Below are 15,331 nucleotides of genomic sequence, written 5' to 3'. Positions count from 1 at the left end.
TCATGCGAAAAACAGAAGTTTATCAGGTTCGACTTGATTCACAGGAAAAGAAACAAGCCTTTGCCGTTTTTAAACAGCTTGGTATCTCCCCTGCTCAAGCAGTCCGCCTTTTCTTTAAACAGGTGGTGCTTACCAAATCTATTCCTTTTGCAATTGAAAACCAGAATATCAATATGGAACAATTGCTCAAACTGCGGAAATCAAAAGTGACAGCAACAACAGAGAATCCATCAGATGTGAATATTGAAGATGATCACGAGGATTTATTTGAAGAGCTCAATGCACTTTTAGGTGAAAGTGACAAAACTTAACAATGTTGCATTTATACACAAGTTTTTAATTTTTAAGCTGAATTTTTTTCGCTATCCTGACAGTCCAAATAAAACGATAAGCTATAGGATGAATTAAGGATGATTGTAAAGCGAGCAACCAAAGAAGACCTGCATCAATTGGCAGTCTTATTTGATGAATATCGTCAGTTCTACGGTGCTTCATCCGATGTTGTGCAGTCTTTTCAATTTTTAAATCATCGATTTGACAACAAAGACAGTGTCATTTTTATCCATGTTAAAGATGAAATTTTTACAGGCTTTGTTTTACTTTATCTCGCCTTTTCATCTGTTGCTTGTGAAACCTATTATGTATTAGATGATGTCTACGTTACGCCGACTTATCGGAAACAAGGTTCTGCAAAACAATTGATCGATACCGCTATCCTGTTTGCTCGTCATGAAAATGCACAACGCATTAGCCTTGAAACGCAAAAGAATAATTACCAATCCCATCAGCTCTATGAAAAAATGGGATTTATCCATGACGATGAATTTAAAACATTTCACTGCTTTTTAAAATAATTTGGGGCTATTGAATATTCTGACTCAACTGCTTTTGCGAAGCTGTTAAATAGAGATACTCACCTTCGTCGAGCTGAGGAAGTTCCAGTAATCCGATTTGATGCCGATGTAAAGATTCAACCTTATTACCCACGGCCGCTAACATGCGTTTAACTTGATGATAGACACCTTGATGAATGGTCATTGAAAGCTGATTTTCTGAGATTAACTGAACCTCAGTTGCCGCATAAATACCTTTTTCGTTGCGCAGTTCCACGCCCAACTCTAATTGTTGTTTTTGTTCAGTTGTTACTGGATCTGCCGTAGTCACATGATAGACCTTAGGTACATGTTTACGTGGATGAGTAAGTGACTGTAGATACTGACCATCATCTGTCAACAATAAAAGACCCGTTGTATCTTGATCTAAACGTCCCACACACTGAATACCACGATGAATAAGTATCTCAGGCAATAAACTAAATACACTTTTATGATGAGTTGCTTGATGTGAACACTCATAACCTTGCGGTTTGTTTAATGCAAGATAAACATGTTCTCGATATAAATAGTCTTCACCAAAAACCTGAAAATGCAGCTGATCAAGATTAAAGTTCTGTTTTGGATTATCACATACTTGGTTTTCAATGCATACAGCACCATTTTTAATCAACTGTTGGCAATATTTACGTGAACCAAAACCCTGAGATTGCAATATTTTTTCCAACAGCATAACCAAACCCTAAATCAAAACTCAGCCTATTGTACTTGATTGCGTCAGCTGCTGTTGTTTGCTTTCTCATCATTCTGAAATTTTATAATTTATTCACAATTTCTTCATATGTAATAGAAACCCTACAAAACCCTCGTGAAACTCTATCAATCTAGAGGTTGCGCTCCATATTTCTACCCGAAAATCTTGTTACATTTATCTCAAGTTATCAAGAATATTGTCCAGCACATAAAGGACAAGGAGTTTCACCATGAAATCGAATATTTGGTTATGTAGCATTCTATTAGCAAGCGCTTCTATGATGTCTGTTGCTCATGCAAATAATACAACACGTGTTGCTGCAACATCAGCTTTAGGCAGTGTGGTTGGTACAGCAGTGGGTAAAGAGCTTGGTGGGCATACAGGCGCAATGATTGGTTCTGCAATCGGTGGCGCTGGTGGAGCTGCAGCATCTAGCAATAAACGTAATCGTACTGAAGCTGCTATTGGTGGCGGTTTAGGTGGTGTCGGCGGCTATACTGTTGGTAATAACATGGGTGGTACCAATGGTGGATATATCGGCGCAGCAGTTGGTGCTGCTGGTGGTGCAGCCTTAGGCAATAAAGTGGGACAAGATCGTGATGCCGATAATCGTCGCGCTTATGACAACCGTCGTTATGATGATCGTCGTCATTATAATTCACGTAAAAAAGCTCGTCACGACAATGGACTACATCGCGGTTGGTACAAAAACCGTTAATCAAAAAAATGCTTTACCTCTTTAGCACCTTCGGGTGCTTTTTTTGATGTATAGCTTCGAAACATTATATCGAATAAAATAGATATACAGGCTCAAGCACATATCGTATTATATCGATATATGGTTATGAGAATCGATGATGAAATCATTGCAAGATATTAAGTTTTCTATTTTAGAGTTAGCGCCCGTTCGAGACGATAAAAGTATTGAGTTCTCATTGCGTCATGCGCTTGAGCTCGCTCAACATACTGAAAAATTAGGCTACGAACGATTTTGGTTGGCTGAACATCACAATATGGATGGTATCGCCAGTTCTGCAACGGCAGTGCTGTTGGGTTTCATCGCAGCGAATACTCAGCATATTCGATTAGGTTCAGGTGGCATCATGCTTCCCAATCATGCTCCATTGGTTGTGGCGGAACAGTTTGGGACATTAGCGACGCTTTATCCAAACCGTTTTGAACTTGGATTGGGACGTGCACCCGGAACAGATCCGCTCACTATGCGTGCATTACGTCGTGGACGCCAAGAAACTGAGGATCAATTTCCTCAAGACGTAATGGAAATCTTACAATACTTCAAAGCACCACAAGCTAACCAAAGAATTATTGCCACACCTGGACAAAATACGCATGTACCAGTTTGGTTATTGGGTTCAAGTCTGTTTAGCGCACAGCTCGCTGCAAAGCTCGGACTTCCCTATTCATTTGCTTCGCACTTTGCACCAAGAATGTTAGGTCAAGCCATCGAAATCTATCGCGAGAATTTCCAAGCATCAGAATATTTGGAGAAACCATATATTTCGATAGGTGTTCCCACTGTCGTCGCAGCAACAGATGAAGAGGCACAATATTTAGCAACCAGTTCATATCAGCGTATTTTAAATCTGATTCGTGGTCACAGTTTAAAACTCAAGCCACCGATTGAGTCCACACAAGGTCTTGCAACTGGTGCTGAGCAACTGGCGATTCAAAACTTTTATGCAATGGCTCAAATTGGTTCTCAAGATACCGTTAAAGCTGGCTTAAATAAAATCGCGGCTCAGTATGATATAGATGAGTTTATTTTCACTTGTGATATTTATGACACACAAAAACGCTTAGACAATTTTAGTCTATTGATGGATATTAAAAATAATTAATGTCTCGACTCCATGCACAAGGCTTATTCAATTTAAGCCTTGTTTTTTTGCACTTATTCAGTAAATCAATAGAGGTGCATTTCACGTTTCAGCATGTGGGTCGCTTGTTGCATATTCACTGCTCGGCTAAATAAATAACCTTGCCCGATCGAGCAGCCAAATTGTTTAAGCAACTCTAATTGCTCAGCATTTTCAATACCTTCAGCAACGATATCCAAAGATAACTTTGGCCCTAAAGCAATAATTGCTTGCACGATTGCTAAAATCGCCTCGTCACTATTCATTTGACGAATAAAATCGCAGTCAATTTTCAAACAATCCACAGGATAATCCCTTAATCTTGTAAGTGATGAATGCCCTGTTCCAAAGTCATCAAGTGCAATCTTAACGCCTTGCTGTTTAAGCAAATTTAATGCCCGAATCACATAGTCAGAACCACGATCATCCAAAATGTGTTCTGTGATTTCTATCTCGACCAAATGATGCGGAATTTTATACAGGTTCAAACGATACAAGAAACGCTCAGCATAATTATCTTTAAGAAATTCAACAGGCGCTACATTAATCGAGACAGGAACAACAGCTAATCCTTGCTCAATCCACATGGCAATATTGTTAAAAACTTTATTTTGTATCGCATCACTAATTCGTGTAGCTAACACATAATCCTGAAAAGCTTGTTCAATATTAATAGGTGAATGAATACGCTTATCGTCCGTTTGCCAACGTAACAATGCTTCAAACCCAACGACCTTGCCATCAGATAAGCGCACCTTAGGTTGATAGAACGGAACCATAAGATCATCACGAATAATATGACGTGCTTCGGTTAATTGAATGGCGATATTTTGCGCAGCAACCTGCATCTGTTGATTAAACATACGAAAACCACCGCGCCCCGTGGCTTTTAAATCATTTAATGCGGTATCTGCACATTTCATTAAATTCAAGGAATCTTTTGCATCTCGTGGGTAAATCGCACAGCCAATACTCATGCTGCCATTAATTAAATTACCCGCATACGTGATTGGTGCATCTAACTGTCGACTAACTTCAATTGCAACTTTTTCAAGATCAAACTCAGCATCGATTCCATTGACTAAAATAGCAAACTCATCACCACCTAAACGCGCAACAAAAGTATTTTCAGGTAAATTATTTTCTATTCGCTTCGATAAAACACGCAGTAAATGATCACCTGCGGCATGCCCAAGCGTATCATTGACGTGTTTAAAATAATCTAGATCTAACAACATCAACCCAAGAAACTTTTCACTCTTTTTATGTTTTTGCAATGCGCGTTTAAGTTGTAGTTTAAAGAAACGACGATTGTACAATCCAGTCAATTCATCCAATTCACTCGAAATGCGCAGTTGAATTTCTGTTTGTCTTTGGGCGGTTACGTCACGAGACAGACAAAGGATCTGTACCACTTGACCGTTATCATTTAATATCGGCGTGAGTAAGTTGTCCCAATATTGCTTATCTTCTCCGTGACCACTCATGCCACGAAAACGAGCGGTTTTGCCTTTAAGTGCCGTCTTTAATGCATAATTTGCCTTTGATCGCACTTCAGGCGCTAAAAGCTCTGTCCACTTCATCCCAAATCGATGGTTGCTTTCTGGAATATTTAAGGCAATACATCCAGTTCTATTTACATGCAGTAAACAACCATCCACATCTAAGAGTTTGATGCAATCCACGCTATTATCAAGCATGTTGGTTTGCGCATTAATACATTGCACCAGATTTTGTTGATACTGCTTGGTTTCATGAATATCGACACTATTAATAAACCAATATGCATGATCCTCAGAGTTGCCTGCTACAAGTTTTGCAGACAATAAAAACCATCGATATGCACCTGATCGATGTCTTAATCGGCACTCAACGTGAAAAGGAGTTTTATATGAGAATGCTTGTAGCCATTCGCTTTGAAAGACAGAAATATCGTCTGAATGGATCAAATCCATCCAATTTTTATTGAACTTCTCTAATTCATTTAAACCGATATATTCTTGGCTGACGCTATTGAAAAAATAAGCGTTCCCCTGATCTGAAAGCAACCAGACTAGACTCGGTATACTATTGAAAACGTTTTGCTGGACTTCGTTCATTTGATGGTTTGATTGAAAAGTTAAAGCCGAGAATTCACATGCTTTTAAGTAACTTTACAGGCTTTACTTTCAAACAGAATTCTTTATTTCAAGATGTTCAGTTGCAATAAAAACCACATACCATCAATTATAGCAAAAGTGAGATTTGTATCACAATATTTTAGCATAAACGTATATAATTTAACATCATGACAGTATTTTTTATTAATTAGATTTTATCATTCAACATCAATTGTTTATTTTTAATTAAATATTTATTACAAAATTAGCACCATAATTTAGAAGAAAATTGCAATCAAAGGCCACCTATCCAGCAGTGTTTAGGCAGCCCTATTTGATTAACCAATACGACGTTTTAAACCTGTCGACTGCAAAATACGCGTTGAGATTTCTTCAATCGACATTTCAGTGACATTTAAGTATTTAATCCCTTCTGAAATATAGATACCTTCAATCGCACGCAATTCCATTTGACACTGACTAAAACTTGCATAACGACTATTGGCTTTTCGCTCACTCCGAATTGCAACTAAACGCTCAGCATCAATCATTAGACCAAAGAGCTTATTTTTATGTGCTTTCAAGACCGTTGGTAGACGGTTATCGTCCAGATCTTCTTCAGTTAAAGGGTAGTTTGCAACCCGAATCCCGAATTGTAGCGACAAATAAATCGACGTTGGGGTTTTGCCAGAGCGTGAAACACCCACTAAAATTAAATCAGCTTTATCATAATGACGTGTTCGCGCACCATCATCATTGTCCAGTGCAAAATGCACCGCATCAATACGCGCCTTATATGACTCTGAATCTGTTACTGCATGCGTTTGTCCAACCAATGTCGTTGGTGGAATACCCAGCTCTTGTTCAAGTTTACTAATTAAGCCTTCAAATACATCCAAATTTACGGCTTTAGCTGTATTGATAATTTCACGGGCATTGGGATCAACCAAAGTATCAAAAACCAAAGGTAAAGAACCATCACGTTTTTGACAGGCATTGATTTCCACAACCACATTCATTGCCGCTTCTTCAGTGGTGATATAAGGCATAATATGAATGTCAAAATCTACGTTTGGAAATTGCGCAAGTAGTGAATGTCCAAGGGTTTCTGCGGTGATTGCCGTCCCATCTGAAATAAAAAATACGCTCCGTTTAATTTGTTTACTTTCGGGCATCAAAATTCTCCTTAAACATTTGTCTTAGTGCTCTATAATCTTTATAGTAAACTCATCTAACATGACTGTCGCTTAGTAAAATACTAATTCTAAGCACTTTCGTATAATTTCATACCAATGATGGTCATTCATCCTGCAAAAAAAGTGGAGTAAATACTTTGGAAGCGCGCGTAATCGGTCTGGAAAAACTAGGGAAACACGATGTAGAACTCGTAGGTGGGAAAAACTCATCTCTAGGTGAAATGATCAGCCATTTATCCAATGCTGGTGTATCGGTACCAGGGGGTTTTGCAACGACTGCTGCTGCCTATCGTGAGTTCTTAGATCAAAGCGGTTTAAACGCTCGAATTCAGGCTGAATTGGCTCAACTCAATGTTGATGATGTAAATGCACTTGTCGAAACTGGTGCAAAAATCCGTAAATGGATTGTTGATACTCCGCTCACTTCCGCACTAGAACAAGAAATTCGTGACGCTTTTGCTGCACTTTCAAACGGTAATCCAGACATCGCTGTTGCTGTACGTTCATCTGCTACTGCTGAAGATCTCCCAGACGCTTCATTTGCAGGTCAACAAGAAACTTTCTTAAATATTCGCGGTATTGATAACGTTCTTATTGCGATTAAAGAAGTTTTTGCTTCCCTGTATAATGACCGCGCAATCGCTTATCGTGTACACCAAGGTTTTGAGCATAGTGTCGTTGCCCTTTCTGCTGGCGTACAACGTATGGTTCGCTCTGAAACTGGTGCTGCTGGTGTTATGTTTACCCTAGACACTGAATCAGGTTTCCGTGATGTGGTGTTTATTACCGCGTCTTATGGTTTGGGTGAAATGGTCGTACAAGGCGCAGTAAACCCTGACGAATTCTATTTATCTAAACCGCTATTAAATAATGGCAAACACTCTGTTTTACGCCGCAACCTCGGTTCTAAACACCAAAAAATGATTTATGGTGAAGAAGGTTCTGCGGGTAAATCAGTTGTTGTTGTTGATGTCGAAAAACCAGAACGTCAACAATTTGCGTTAAATGATCATGAATTACATGAATTAGCCAAACAAGCGCTAATCATTGAAGAACATTATGGTTCGCCAATGGACATCGAATGGGCTAAAGACGGTGATGATGGTCAAATCTATATCGTTCAAGCACGTCCAGAAACGGTAAAAAGCCGTCAAAATGTCGGTACAATGGAACGTTATCTACTCAAACAACGCGGCACAGTAATTTGTGAAGGTCGTTCAATCGGTCAGCGTATTGGTTCTGGTAAAGTTCGTGTTGTTACCTCGATTAAAGAAATGGACAAAGTTCAAGACGGTGATGTTCTTGTCTCTGATATGACCGATCCAGATTGGGAACCTGTCATGAAGCGTGCTGCTGCGATTGTAACCAATCGTGGTGGCCGTACTTGCCACGCAGCAATTATTGCTCGTGAACTCGGTGTTCCTGCAATTGTAGGTTGTGGTAATGCAACAGAAGTTCTTACTGATGGTCAGGAAGTCACTGTTTCTTGTGCTGAAGGCGATACAGGCTTTATCTATGAAGGTGCATTAGACTTCGAAGTTCAACGCAACTCGATTCACTCAATGCCTCAGCTTCCATTCAAAATTATGATGAACGTCGGTAACCCTGACCGAGCGTTTGACTTTGCTCAAATTCCAAACGAAGGAATTGGGCTTGCTCGTCTGGAGTTCATCATCAACCGTATGATCGGCGTGCATCCAAAAGCTTTACTCAATATCGAAAGCTTACCACGTGAAACACGTGCCGCTGTTCTAACACGTACTGCAGGTTATACCTCTCCAATCGAGTTTTATGTTGAGAAGTTAGTTGAAGGTATTTCGACACTTGCTGCTGCATTTGCAGGAAAGCCAGTCATCGTTCGTATGTCTGACTTCAAATCAAATGAATATGCAAACTTAATCGGTGGTAAGTTATACGAACCAGAAGAAGAAAACCCAATGTTGGGCTTCCGTGGTGCAAGTCGTTATGTTTCCGACAACTTCCGTGATTGTTTTGAGCTTGAATGCCGTGCCTTGAAAAAAGTACGTGATGAAATGGGCTTAACCAACGTTCAAATCATGATTCCATTCGTTCGTACTGTTTCTGAAGCAAAACGTGTCATCGAACTGCTTGCGCAAAATGGTTTGAAACGTGGCGAAAATGGCTTGAAAGTCATCATGATGTGTGAATTACCAACCAATGCTTTATTGGCTGAACAATTCCTTGAGCACTTCGATGGTTTCTCAATCGGTTCAAACGACTTAACTCAATTAACATTAGGTCTAGACCGTGACTCTGGCATCGTGTCTCATTTGTTTGATGAACGTGATCCAGCAGTAAAAGCCCTACTTTCTATGGCGATTCATGCTTGCCGTAAAGCAGGAAAATACGTAGGTATTTGTGGTCAAGGTCCTTCCGACCACCCTGATCTTGCAAAATGGCTCATGGAACAAGGCATTGAGTCTGTTTCACTTAACCCTGATTCAGTGCTTGATACTTGGTTCTTCTTGGCTGAAGAAAAAATTAAGCAAGCTTAACCACTATTGTAAAAGACCCCACTGGTGGGGTCTTTTTTCATCATTTGTGATAGAGATTTAGAATATATGCAAATTTACTTGGCTCGTAATAATCAGCAAGCTGGTCCCTATACCTTAGAACAAATCAACCAAATGCTTGCTAGTCAACAAGTTCTTCTTACTGATCTTGCATGGCATGAAGGGATGGCAGAATGGAAAACGCTTGGTGAATTAACCCAAGGAAAACTTGTGTATGAACCAATTGGTCATACATCAACTCCATTTCCATCGCCAATTCGAACTGAAACAATATCTCCTACTCAACAGTATCAAACTAAAGCGCCTACTCAAGAAAACAATGTCGAACTAGCATCTATTGGTTCTCGTGCATTAGCCAAAGCGGTTGATCTCATGTTGTGGCTACCAGCCTTGGCAATTCCATCATTTTATTTCAATGATGAACAACTTCAACAGCTGGTTGAGTTGCAGACACAAATGCAGGCAACTGAATTCGCGTCTTCCAAAGCCGCTGAACTGCAACAACAATTATTTCAACTTATTCCAGTTGAAGCATGGCAGAGCATCATGATCTATCTCGTGGTCATGCTTATGATTCAAGCTTATTTTATTGCCAAATCAGGTCAGAGTATCGGCAAAAAACTCACTCGAATTAAAATTGTTGATGTTGAAAACAATAATCAAGTGAGTTTAATTCGCTCTTTTTGGCTGCGTAGCGTTTTATTTATTATTTTAAACTTCCTGTTAATTCCTATTATCACCATTATTGATTATGCATTTGCACTTGGCAAAAACCGCCAAACTCTACATGATAAATTCGCTAAAACCAAAGTGATTAAGCAATAATTACAAATCAATAAAGAAAAGAGGATTAAATCCTCTTTTCTTTATATTAAGCTGATATTTATAGAAAAAGCATACCGCGAAATAACAATCCCTACAAAATAAATCGGGTTTTAAAACAAGCATTTCACACCACTTTATCAGTAGCTTAGTTTTTCAATATGAGGCATAATGCCCAACAACGTAGCGGTGTCGCATGTTTGTTAAGCGTTTATTAAAAGAAATTCTTAGCAAACATGCGACACTTTATTCGCTATCCCATAATTTAATTAGGGAATGGGACTCTTCACCGAGGTTGTAAAATGAGACAAACGATTTTAGCTGTATTGTCTTTATCAACGCTTGCTGCACTCTTAACTGGGTGTGGTGGTGATATGGTACTTCTAAACAGTAAAGGTCCAGTTGGTCAGGGTCAAGGTAGCCTGATGATGACTGCGATCTATCTAATGCTATTGGTGGTCATCCCATCAATCATTATGGCATTATGGTTTGGTTGGAAATATCGCGCGTCAAATAAAGATGCAGACTATAAACCTACTTGGGCACACTCTACGACAATTGAGATCGTTGTTTGGGGTGTTCCAGTCATTATTATTGGTATTTTAGCTTGGTTAACTTGGTGGGGTTCCCACAAGTATGACCCTTACCGTCCATTAGAATCAGATAAAGCACCATTAACGATTCAAGCAATTGCTGAACAGTTCAAATGGGTATTTATCTATCCTGAGCAAAATATTGGTACGGTAAATGAAATACGCTTCCCAGTAAAAACGCCACTCAGCTTTAAAATCACCTCTAACTTCACAATGAACTCATTCTTCATTCCACAGTTAGGCGGTCAAATTTATGCGATGGCAGGTATGCAAACTCATCTTCACTTATTGGCAGATGAGCCAGGTATCTTCCGTGGTATTTCTGCAAACTATTCTGGTTATGGCTTTTCACAAATGCGTTTCATGGCGCATGGTGTTACTGACGCAGAATTTGCACAGTGGGTTGAAGCGGTAAAAGCTGGTAATGGTACAAGTATCAATGCTGAAGCAATTCAAAAAGGTACACTTGACCAAGCTGAATTAGCAACTTTACGTGATGGTAACCGTTCTAAACATCAGATCGAAGTTCTAATCGCCAAAGCAAAAACACCAGAAGAGAAACAAGCGGCTGAGGAAATGAAATCATATCCTACTGCCCCACATCCAGTGACTTATTACTCTTCGGTTGAGCCTAAATTGTTCGAATCTGTAATCAATCAATACATGAGCAACTATCATGGTGCAGATCACTCAGCTTCTTCTGCTGACCACACCACTGATGTTGAACATGCGACAGCTTCTACAGAGGAATAAGACATGTTTGGAAAGTTAGGGTTGGATGCAATTCCACACGATCCAATCGTGTTGGTGACTATTGCATTAATGGTTTTAGGTGGTATCGCACTTCTTGCAGGTATTACTTATTTCAAAAAATGGGGCTACTTGTGGAACGAATGGTTCACGTCTGTAGACCATAAAAAAATTGGTATCATGTATATCCTCGTATCAGTGGTCATGCTTCTGCGTGGTTTTGCTGATGCAATCATGATGCGTTTACAACTTTTCCTCGCCAAAGGTGGCGGTGAAGGTTATTTACACCCAGAACACTACGATCAGATTTTCACTGCGCATGGCGTAATCATGATCTTCTTCGTAGCAATGGGCCTTGTTGTAGGTATGATGAACATCGCCGTTCCACTGCAAATTGGTGCACGTGACGTGGCTTTCCCATTACTAAACTCTTTAAGCTTCTGGTTATTCGCCGGTGCTGCTGGTTTAATGATGGCATCTCTTGCACTTGGTGAGTTCGCAGCAACAGGTTGGATGGCTTATCCTCCTCTATCGGGTATTGAGTATTCACCTGGTGTTGGTGTTGATTATTATATTTGGGCACTTCAGGTTTCTGGTCTCGGTACGCTTTTAACAGGTGTTAACTTCTTTGTTACCATCATTAAGATGCGTGCACCAGGCATGAAACTAATGGACATGCCGATTTTTACTTGGACTTCACTTTGTACGGCCGTATTAATCATTGCATCGTTCCCTGTATTAACAGGTACTCTTGCAATGCTTACGCTAGACCGCTACTTCGGTTTCCACTTCTTCACAAATGAGCTTGGCGGTAGTCCAATGCTTTATGTGAACTTGATTTGGACTTGGGGTCACCCTGAAGTATATATCTTAGTATTACCAGCCTTTGGTCTATACTCAGAAATCGTAGCAACCTTCTCTCGTAAAGCGTTGTTCGGTTATAAATCTATGGTGTATGCAACGATCGCGATTACTGTATTGGCGTTTGTTGTATGGCTTCACCACTTCTTTACCATGGGTGCTGGTGCGAACGTGAATGCGTTCTTCGGTATCATGACCATGGTTATTGCGATTCCTACAGGTGTGAAGATCTTCTCTTGGTTATTCACCATGTATAAAGGTCGTATCACCTTCACGACACCAATGTTATGGACGCTTGGCTTCCTCGTAACTTTCGGTATCGGTGGTTTGACTGGCGTACTTATGGCTGTTCCACCTGCGGACTTCCTTGTACACAACTCATTATTCTTGATTGCTCACTTCCATAACGTGATTATCGGTGGTGTGGTGTTTGGTATGTTTGCCGGCATCATTTTCTACTGGCCGAAAATGTTTGGTTGGAAGCTCAATGAAGCATGGGGTAAAGCATCATTCTGGTTCTGGTTCATCGGTTTCTATTTTGCATTCATGCCACTTTATATCCTTGGTTTCATGGGTATGACACGTCGTTTGAATACATATGACAACCCTGAATGGGATCCATACTTAGCGATTGCATTGTTTGGTGCTGTTTTGATTGCAATCGGTATTGCATGTTTCTTAATGCAAATCATCGTTGGCTTCTTACAACGCAAAGACAATATGGACTACACTGGCGACCCATGGGATAGCCGTACGTTAGAATGGGCAACTTCGTCTCCAGCTCCATTTTATAACTTTGCGCATGTTCCTGCTGCTGATGGTATCGACCGCTTCTGGACAGACAAAGAAAATGGTGTAGCTTACGCTCGCAATACCAAATATGAAGATATCCACATGCCGACAAATCGTGCTGCTGGTTTCGTCATTGCGATGTTCATTACCACTCTTGGTTTTGCTCTCATCTGGCATATTTGGTGGCTTGCTGTCGTTTCATTCGTCGCTGCTATTATCAGCTTCATCGTAAGCTCATTCACCAAGAATGTAGATTACTATGTTCCTGCTGCTGAGGTAGAACGTATTGAGAATGAACGCTATGCGTTACTCGAAAAACACTTGAAGAAGGACTAAGGATATGGCTGAAGTACTTCATCACGATAACCACGGACATGACGGTCATCACGAACATGATGATACAGACTTAACGGTCTTTGGTTTCTGGACATATTTGATGAGTGACTTGATCCTTTTCGGATCACTCTTCATCGCATTTGCTGTATTAAGCAGTCATATTCCACCAGGTACACCTAGTGCATACGACTTATTCCATGATTCTTTGGGATTTGTATTAGCTGAAACCTTTGCACTCCTTATTTCATCTGTGACATTTGGCTTTGCAGTGCTTGCATCTTATAAAAAGAATGTTAATCAAGTCCTATTGTGGCTAATTATTACATTCATTTTTGGTGCAACGTTCATCGGTATGGAAATCTATGAGTTCAATCACTTGGTTCATGCAGGTCATGGTCCAACTCATAGTGCATTCCTTTCAGCGTTCTTTACTTTGGTTGGTACACACGGTATCCACGTAACTTCTGGTTTAGTGTGGATGATCGTACTCATGTATCAAATCAAGAAGAACGGTTTGACACTACCGAATACACGTCGTCTTGCTTGCTTAAGCTTGTTCTGGCACTTCCTTGACATCGTTTGGATCTGTGTATTCAGCGTCGTTTACTTACTGGGAGTTCTCTAATGAGTAGTCATGATCATAATGCTGCTGGCGCATCACACGGTAATGTAAAACAATACACGATTGGTTTTATCCTTTCTGTCCTGCTCACCATCATTCCTTTTGGAATGGTGATGGCTGGTGGTTTCAGTCGTGGTGTTTTAGTTACAGTGATTGCAATTACTGCCGTGGCTCAGGTACTTGTACAACTAGTGTATTTCTTACACATGAATACATCATCTGATCAACGTTGGAATCTTATTGCATTTATCTACACAATTTTATGTATTGCTGTACTTTTAGTCGGCTCTGTGTGGATTATGAATTATCTACATTACAACATGATGATCTAAACTGATTGTCATGCTGAAAAAATACTTATTCCTGACTAAGCCAGGAATTCTCTTCGGTAATTTCATTACCACCTTGGGCGGCTTTTTTCTAGCCGCCCAAGGCGCTATAGACCTCTTGTTATTATTATTGACCTTAATCGGGACAACATTCGTTGTTGCTTCTGGTTGTGTTGTGAATAATGTAATTGATCAAGACATCGATCAAAAAATGCAACGCACCATGAACCGTGCACTTGTTAAAAAAACAATCTCCTCTCCCATTGCATTACTTTATGCATTGGTACTTGGTCTGATTGGCTTTAGCATTCTCTGGTTCTATGTCAATGCTTATGCATTTTTATTCGCAGTTCTTGGTTTTGTGGTCTATGTCGGTTTTTATAGTTTGTGGACGAAACGTACCACAATCCATCAAACCGTGATTGGTAGTATTTCTGGAGCGAGTCCTCCTGTTATTGGTTATACGGCTGTTAGTCATCAATTCGATATGGCTGCTCTTTTGATTTTTGTCGCATACGCCTTATGGCAAATGCCACACTCATGGGCAATCGCAATCTATCGCTTTGACGATTACAAAAACGCAGGAGTTCCTATTTTACCTGTAGCCCGTTCTATTCTTCGAACGAAAATAGAATCACTTATTTATGTGGTTTTATTTACACTGGCGATGAATGCGCTGTATGTCTATGGATACACCGATGTTATTTTTCTGGTGATCTGTAATGCACTTTGCGCGTACTGGCTCTACATTGGTATTTTAGGGTTTAAAGCTGAGAACGATCAGCTTTGGGCAAAACGCTTCTTCCTATTTTCAGTGATTTTAATTACTGTGATTAGTTTAAGTTTTAGTTTTACTTTCAACAGCCCTGCACCTTTCCTCCCAATTTTTTAAAAAGATAGAGCTGATCTCTATCTTTTTATTCGCATATCTAG

Annotated in this window: 14 protein-coding genes; 11 read left to right on the top strand and 3 right to left on the bottom strand. The window is 40.0% G+C overall.

The genetic code is table 11. The features are described 5' to 3' along the window. The first annotated feature begins 2 nt into the window (after positions 1-2). Complete coding sequence (locus tag EAH57_RS08530) at positions 3-311, top strand: type II toxin-antitoxin system RelB/DinJ family antitoxin (protein WP_121929680.1); 309 nt, start codon at positions 3-5, stop codon at positions 309-311. Positions 312-410: 99 nt separating this feature from the next. Then, entirely contained in the window at positions 411-854 is a 444-nt protein-coding gene (locus tag EAH57_RS08525; RefSeq protein WP_121929679.1) for a GNAT family N-acetyltransferase, read from the top strand. A 7-nt stretch (positions 855-861) separates the two neighbouring features. Here the strand turns inward: EAH57_RS08525 and EAH57_RS08520 are convergent, their stop codons facing one another. Next, on the bottom strand, positions 862-1,566 hold the full coding sequence (locus tag EAH57_RS08520; protein ID WP_121929678.1) for a pseudouridine synthase: 705 nt from the start codon (positions 1,564-1,566) through the stop codon (positions 862-864). A gap of 250 nt (positions 1,567-1,816) precedes the next feature. Between EAH57_RS08520 and EAH57_RS08515 the strand changes: the two genes are divergently transcribed. Both EAH57_RS08515 and EAH57_RS08510 read left to right on the top strand, forming a co-directional pair. Next, positions 1,817-2,305 carry a glycine zipper 2TM domain-containing protein gene (locus tag EAH57_RS08515; protein WP_121929677.1) on the top strand — a complete coding sequence of 163 codons (489 nt, stop codon included), beginning with the start codon at positions 1,817-1,819 and terminating at the stop codon, positions 2,303-2,305. Between the two features lie 139 nt (positions 2,306-2,444). Next, entirely contained in the window at positions 2,445-3,446 is a 1,002-nt protein-coding gene (locus EAH57_RS08510) for an LLM class flavin-dependent oxidoreductase (protein WP_171407426.1), read from the top strand. A 65-nt stretch (positions 3,447-3,511) separates the two neighbouring features. Here EAH57_RS08510 and EAH57_RS08505 read toward each other — a convergent pair whose 3' ends face one another. Next, a complete protein-coding gene (locus EAH57_RS08505; protein WP_121929675.1) occupies positions 3,512-5,563 on the bottom strand; it encodes an EAL and GGDEF domain-containing protein in 2,052 nt (683 codons plus the stop codon). 338 nt (positions 5,564-5,901) lie between these two features. After that, entirely contained in the window at positions 5,902-6,738 is an 837-nt protein-coding gene (locus EAH57_RS08500) for a pyruvate, water dikinase regulatory protein (protein WP_004670639.1), read from the bottom strand. A 158-nt stretch (positions 6,739-6,896) separates the two neighbouring features. Between EAH57_RS08500 and ppsA the strand changes: the two genes are divergently transcribed. The 7 genes from ppsA (at position 6,897) to cyoE (ending at position 15,290) form a co-directional block, all read left to right on the top strand. Continuing rightward, positions 6,897-9,275, top strand: coding sequence for a phosphoenolpyruvate synthase (ppsA, locus tag EAH57_RS08495; protein ID WP_004670638.1), 2,379 nt, complete (start codon positions 6,897-6,899; stop codon positions 9,273-9,275). A 66-nt stretch (positions 9,276-9,341) separates the two neighbouring features. Next, a complete protein-coding gene (locus EAH57_RS08490) occupies positions 9,342-10,118 on the top strand; it encodes an RDD family protein (protein WP_121929674.1) in 777 nt (258 codons plus the stop codon). A 299-nt stretch (positions 10,119-10,417) separates the two neighbouring features. Next, on the top strand, positions 10,418-11,461 hold the full coding sequence (gene cyoA / locus EAH57_RS08485) for a ubiquinol oxidase subunit II (RefSeq protein ID WP_121929673.1): 1,044 nt from the start codon (positions 10,418-10,420) through the stop codon (positions 11,459-11,461). 3 nt (positions 11,462-11,464) lie between these two features. Beyond that, positions 11,465-13,447: a cytochrome o ubiquinol oxidase subunit I gene (cyoB, locus tag EAH57_RS08480; RefSeq protein WP_121929672.1), complete on the top strand. Its 1,983-nt coding sequence runs from the start codon at positions 11,465-11,467 to the stop codon at positions 13,445-13,447. Between the two features lie 4 nt (positions 13,448-13,451). Continuing rightward, positions 13,452-14,072, top strand: a complete 621-nt coding sequence (gene cyoC, locus EAH57_RS08475; protein ID WP_121929671.1) for a cytochrome o ubiquinol oxidase subunit III — start codon at positions 13,452-13,454, stop codon at positions 14,070-14,072. Then, on the top strand, positions 14,072-14,401 hold the full coding sequence (locus EAH57_RS08470) for a cytochrome o ubiquinol oxidase subunit IV (RefSeq protein ID WP_121929670.1): 330 nt from the start codon (positions 14,072-14,074) through the stop codon (positions 14,399-14,401). Before cyoC ends, EAH57_RS08470 begins: the two co-directional genes overlap by 1 nt. 10 nt (positions 14,402-14,411) lie before the next feature. Continuing rightward, on the top strand, positions 14,412-15,290 hold the full coding sequence (gene cyoE / locus EAH57_RS08465; protein WP_121929669.1) for a heme o synthase: 879 nt from the start codon (positions 14,412-14,414) through the stop codon (positions 15,288-15,290). Positions 15,291-15,331: the final 41 nt, after the last annotated feature.

Origin of the sequence: Acinetobacter sp. 2JN-4, from assembly GCF_003687745.1 — a bacterium.
In the GTDB taxonomy this organism is placed as follows: Bacteria; Pseudomonadota; Gammaproteobacteria; order Pseudomonadales; family Moraxellaceae; genus Acinetobacter; species Acinetobacter halotolerans.
Note: the sequence above shows the minus strand (reverse complement) of the source record. Positions and strands in the feature narration are given on the sequence as shown.

Coding starts and splice junctions, on each gene's coding strand:
- EAH57_RS08530 (WP_121929680.1), top strand. CDS start 3: ATGCGAAAAACAGAAGTTTATCAGGTTCGACTTGATTCACAGGAAAAG.
- EAH57_RS08525 (WP_121929679.1), top strand. CDS start 411: ATGATTGTAAAGCGAGCAACCAAAGAAGACCTGCATCAATTGGCAGTC.
- EAH57_RS08520 (WP_121929678.1), bottom strand. CDS start 1,566: ATGCTGTTGGAAAAAATATTGCAATCTCAGGGTTTTGGTTCACGTAAA.
- EAH57_RS08515 (WP_121929677.1), top strand. CDS start 1,817: ATGAAATCGAATATTTGGTTATGTAGCATTCTATTAGCAAGCGCTTCT.
- EAH57_RS08510 (WP_171407426.1), top strand. CDS start 2,445: ATGAAATCATTGCAAGATATTAAGTTTTCTATTTTAGAGTTAGCGCCC.
- EAH57_RS08505 (WP_121929675.1), bottom strand. CDS start 5,563: ATGAACGAAGTCCAGCAAAACGTTTTCAATAGTATACCGAGTCTAGTC.
- EAH57_RS08500 (WP_004670639.1), bottom strand. CDS start 6,738: ATGCCCGAAAGTAAACAAATTAAACGGAGCGTATTTTTTATTTCAGAT.
- EAH57_RS08490 (WP_121929674.1), top strand. CDS start 9,342: ATGCAAATTTACTTGGCTCGTAATAATCAGCAAGCTGGTCCCTATACC.
- cyoA (WP_121929673.1), top strand. CDS start 10,418: ATGAGACAAACGATTTTAGCTGTATTGTCTTTATCAACGCTTGCTGCA.
- cyoB (WP_121929672.1), top strand. CDS start 11,465: ATGTTTGGAAAGTTAGGGTTGGATGCAATTCCACACGATCCAATCGTG.
- cyoC (WP_121929671.1), top strand. CDS start 13,452: ATGGCTGAAGTACTTCATCACGATAACCACGGACATGACGGTCATCAC.
- EAH57_RS08470 (WP_121929670.1), top strand. CDS start 14,072: ATGAGTAGTCATGATCATAATGCTGCTGGCGCATCACACGGTAATGTA.
- cyoE (WP_121929669.1), top strand. CDS start 14,412: ATGCTGAAAAAATACTTATTCCTGACTAAGCCAGGAATTCTCTTCGGT.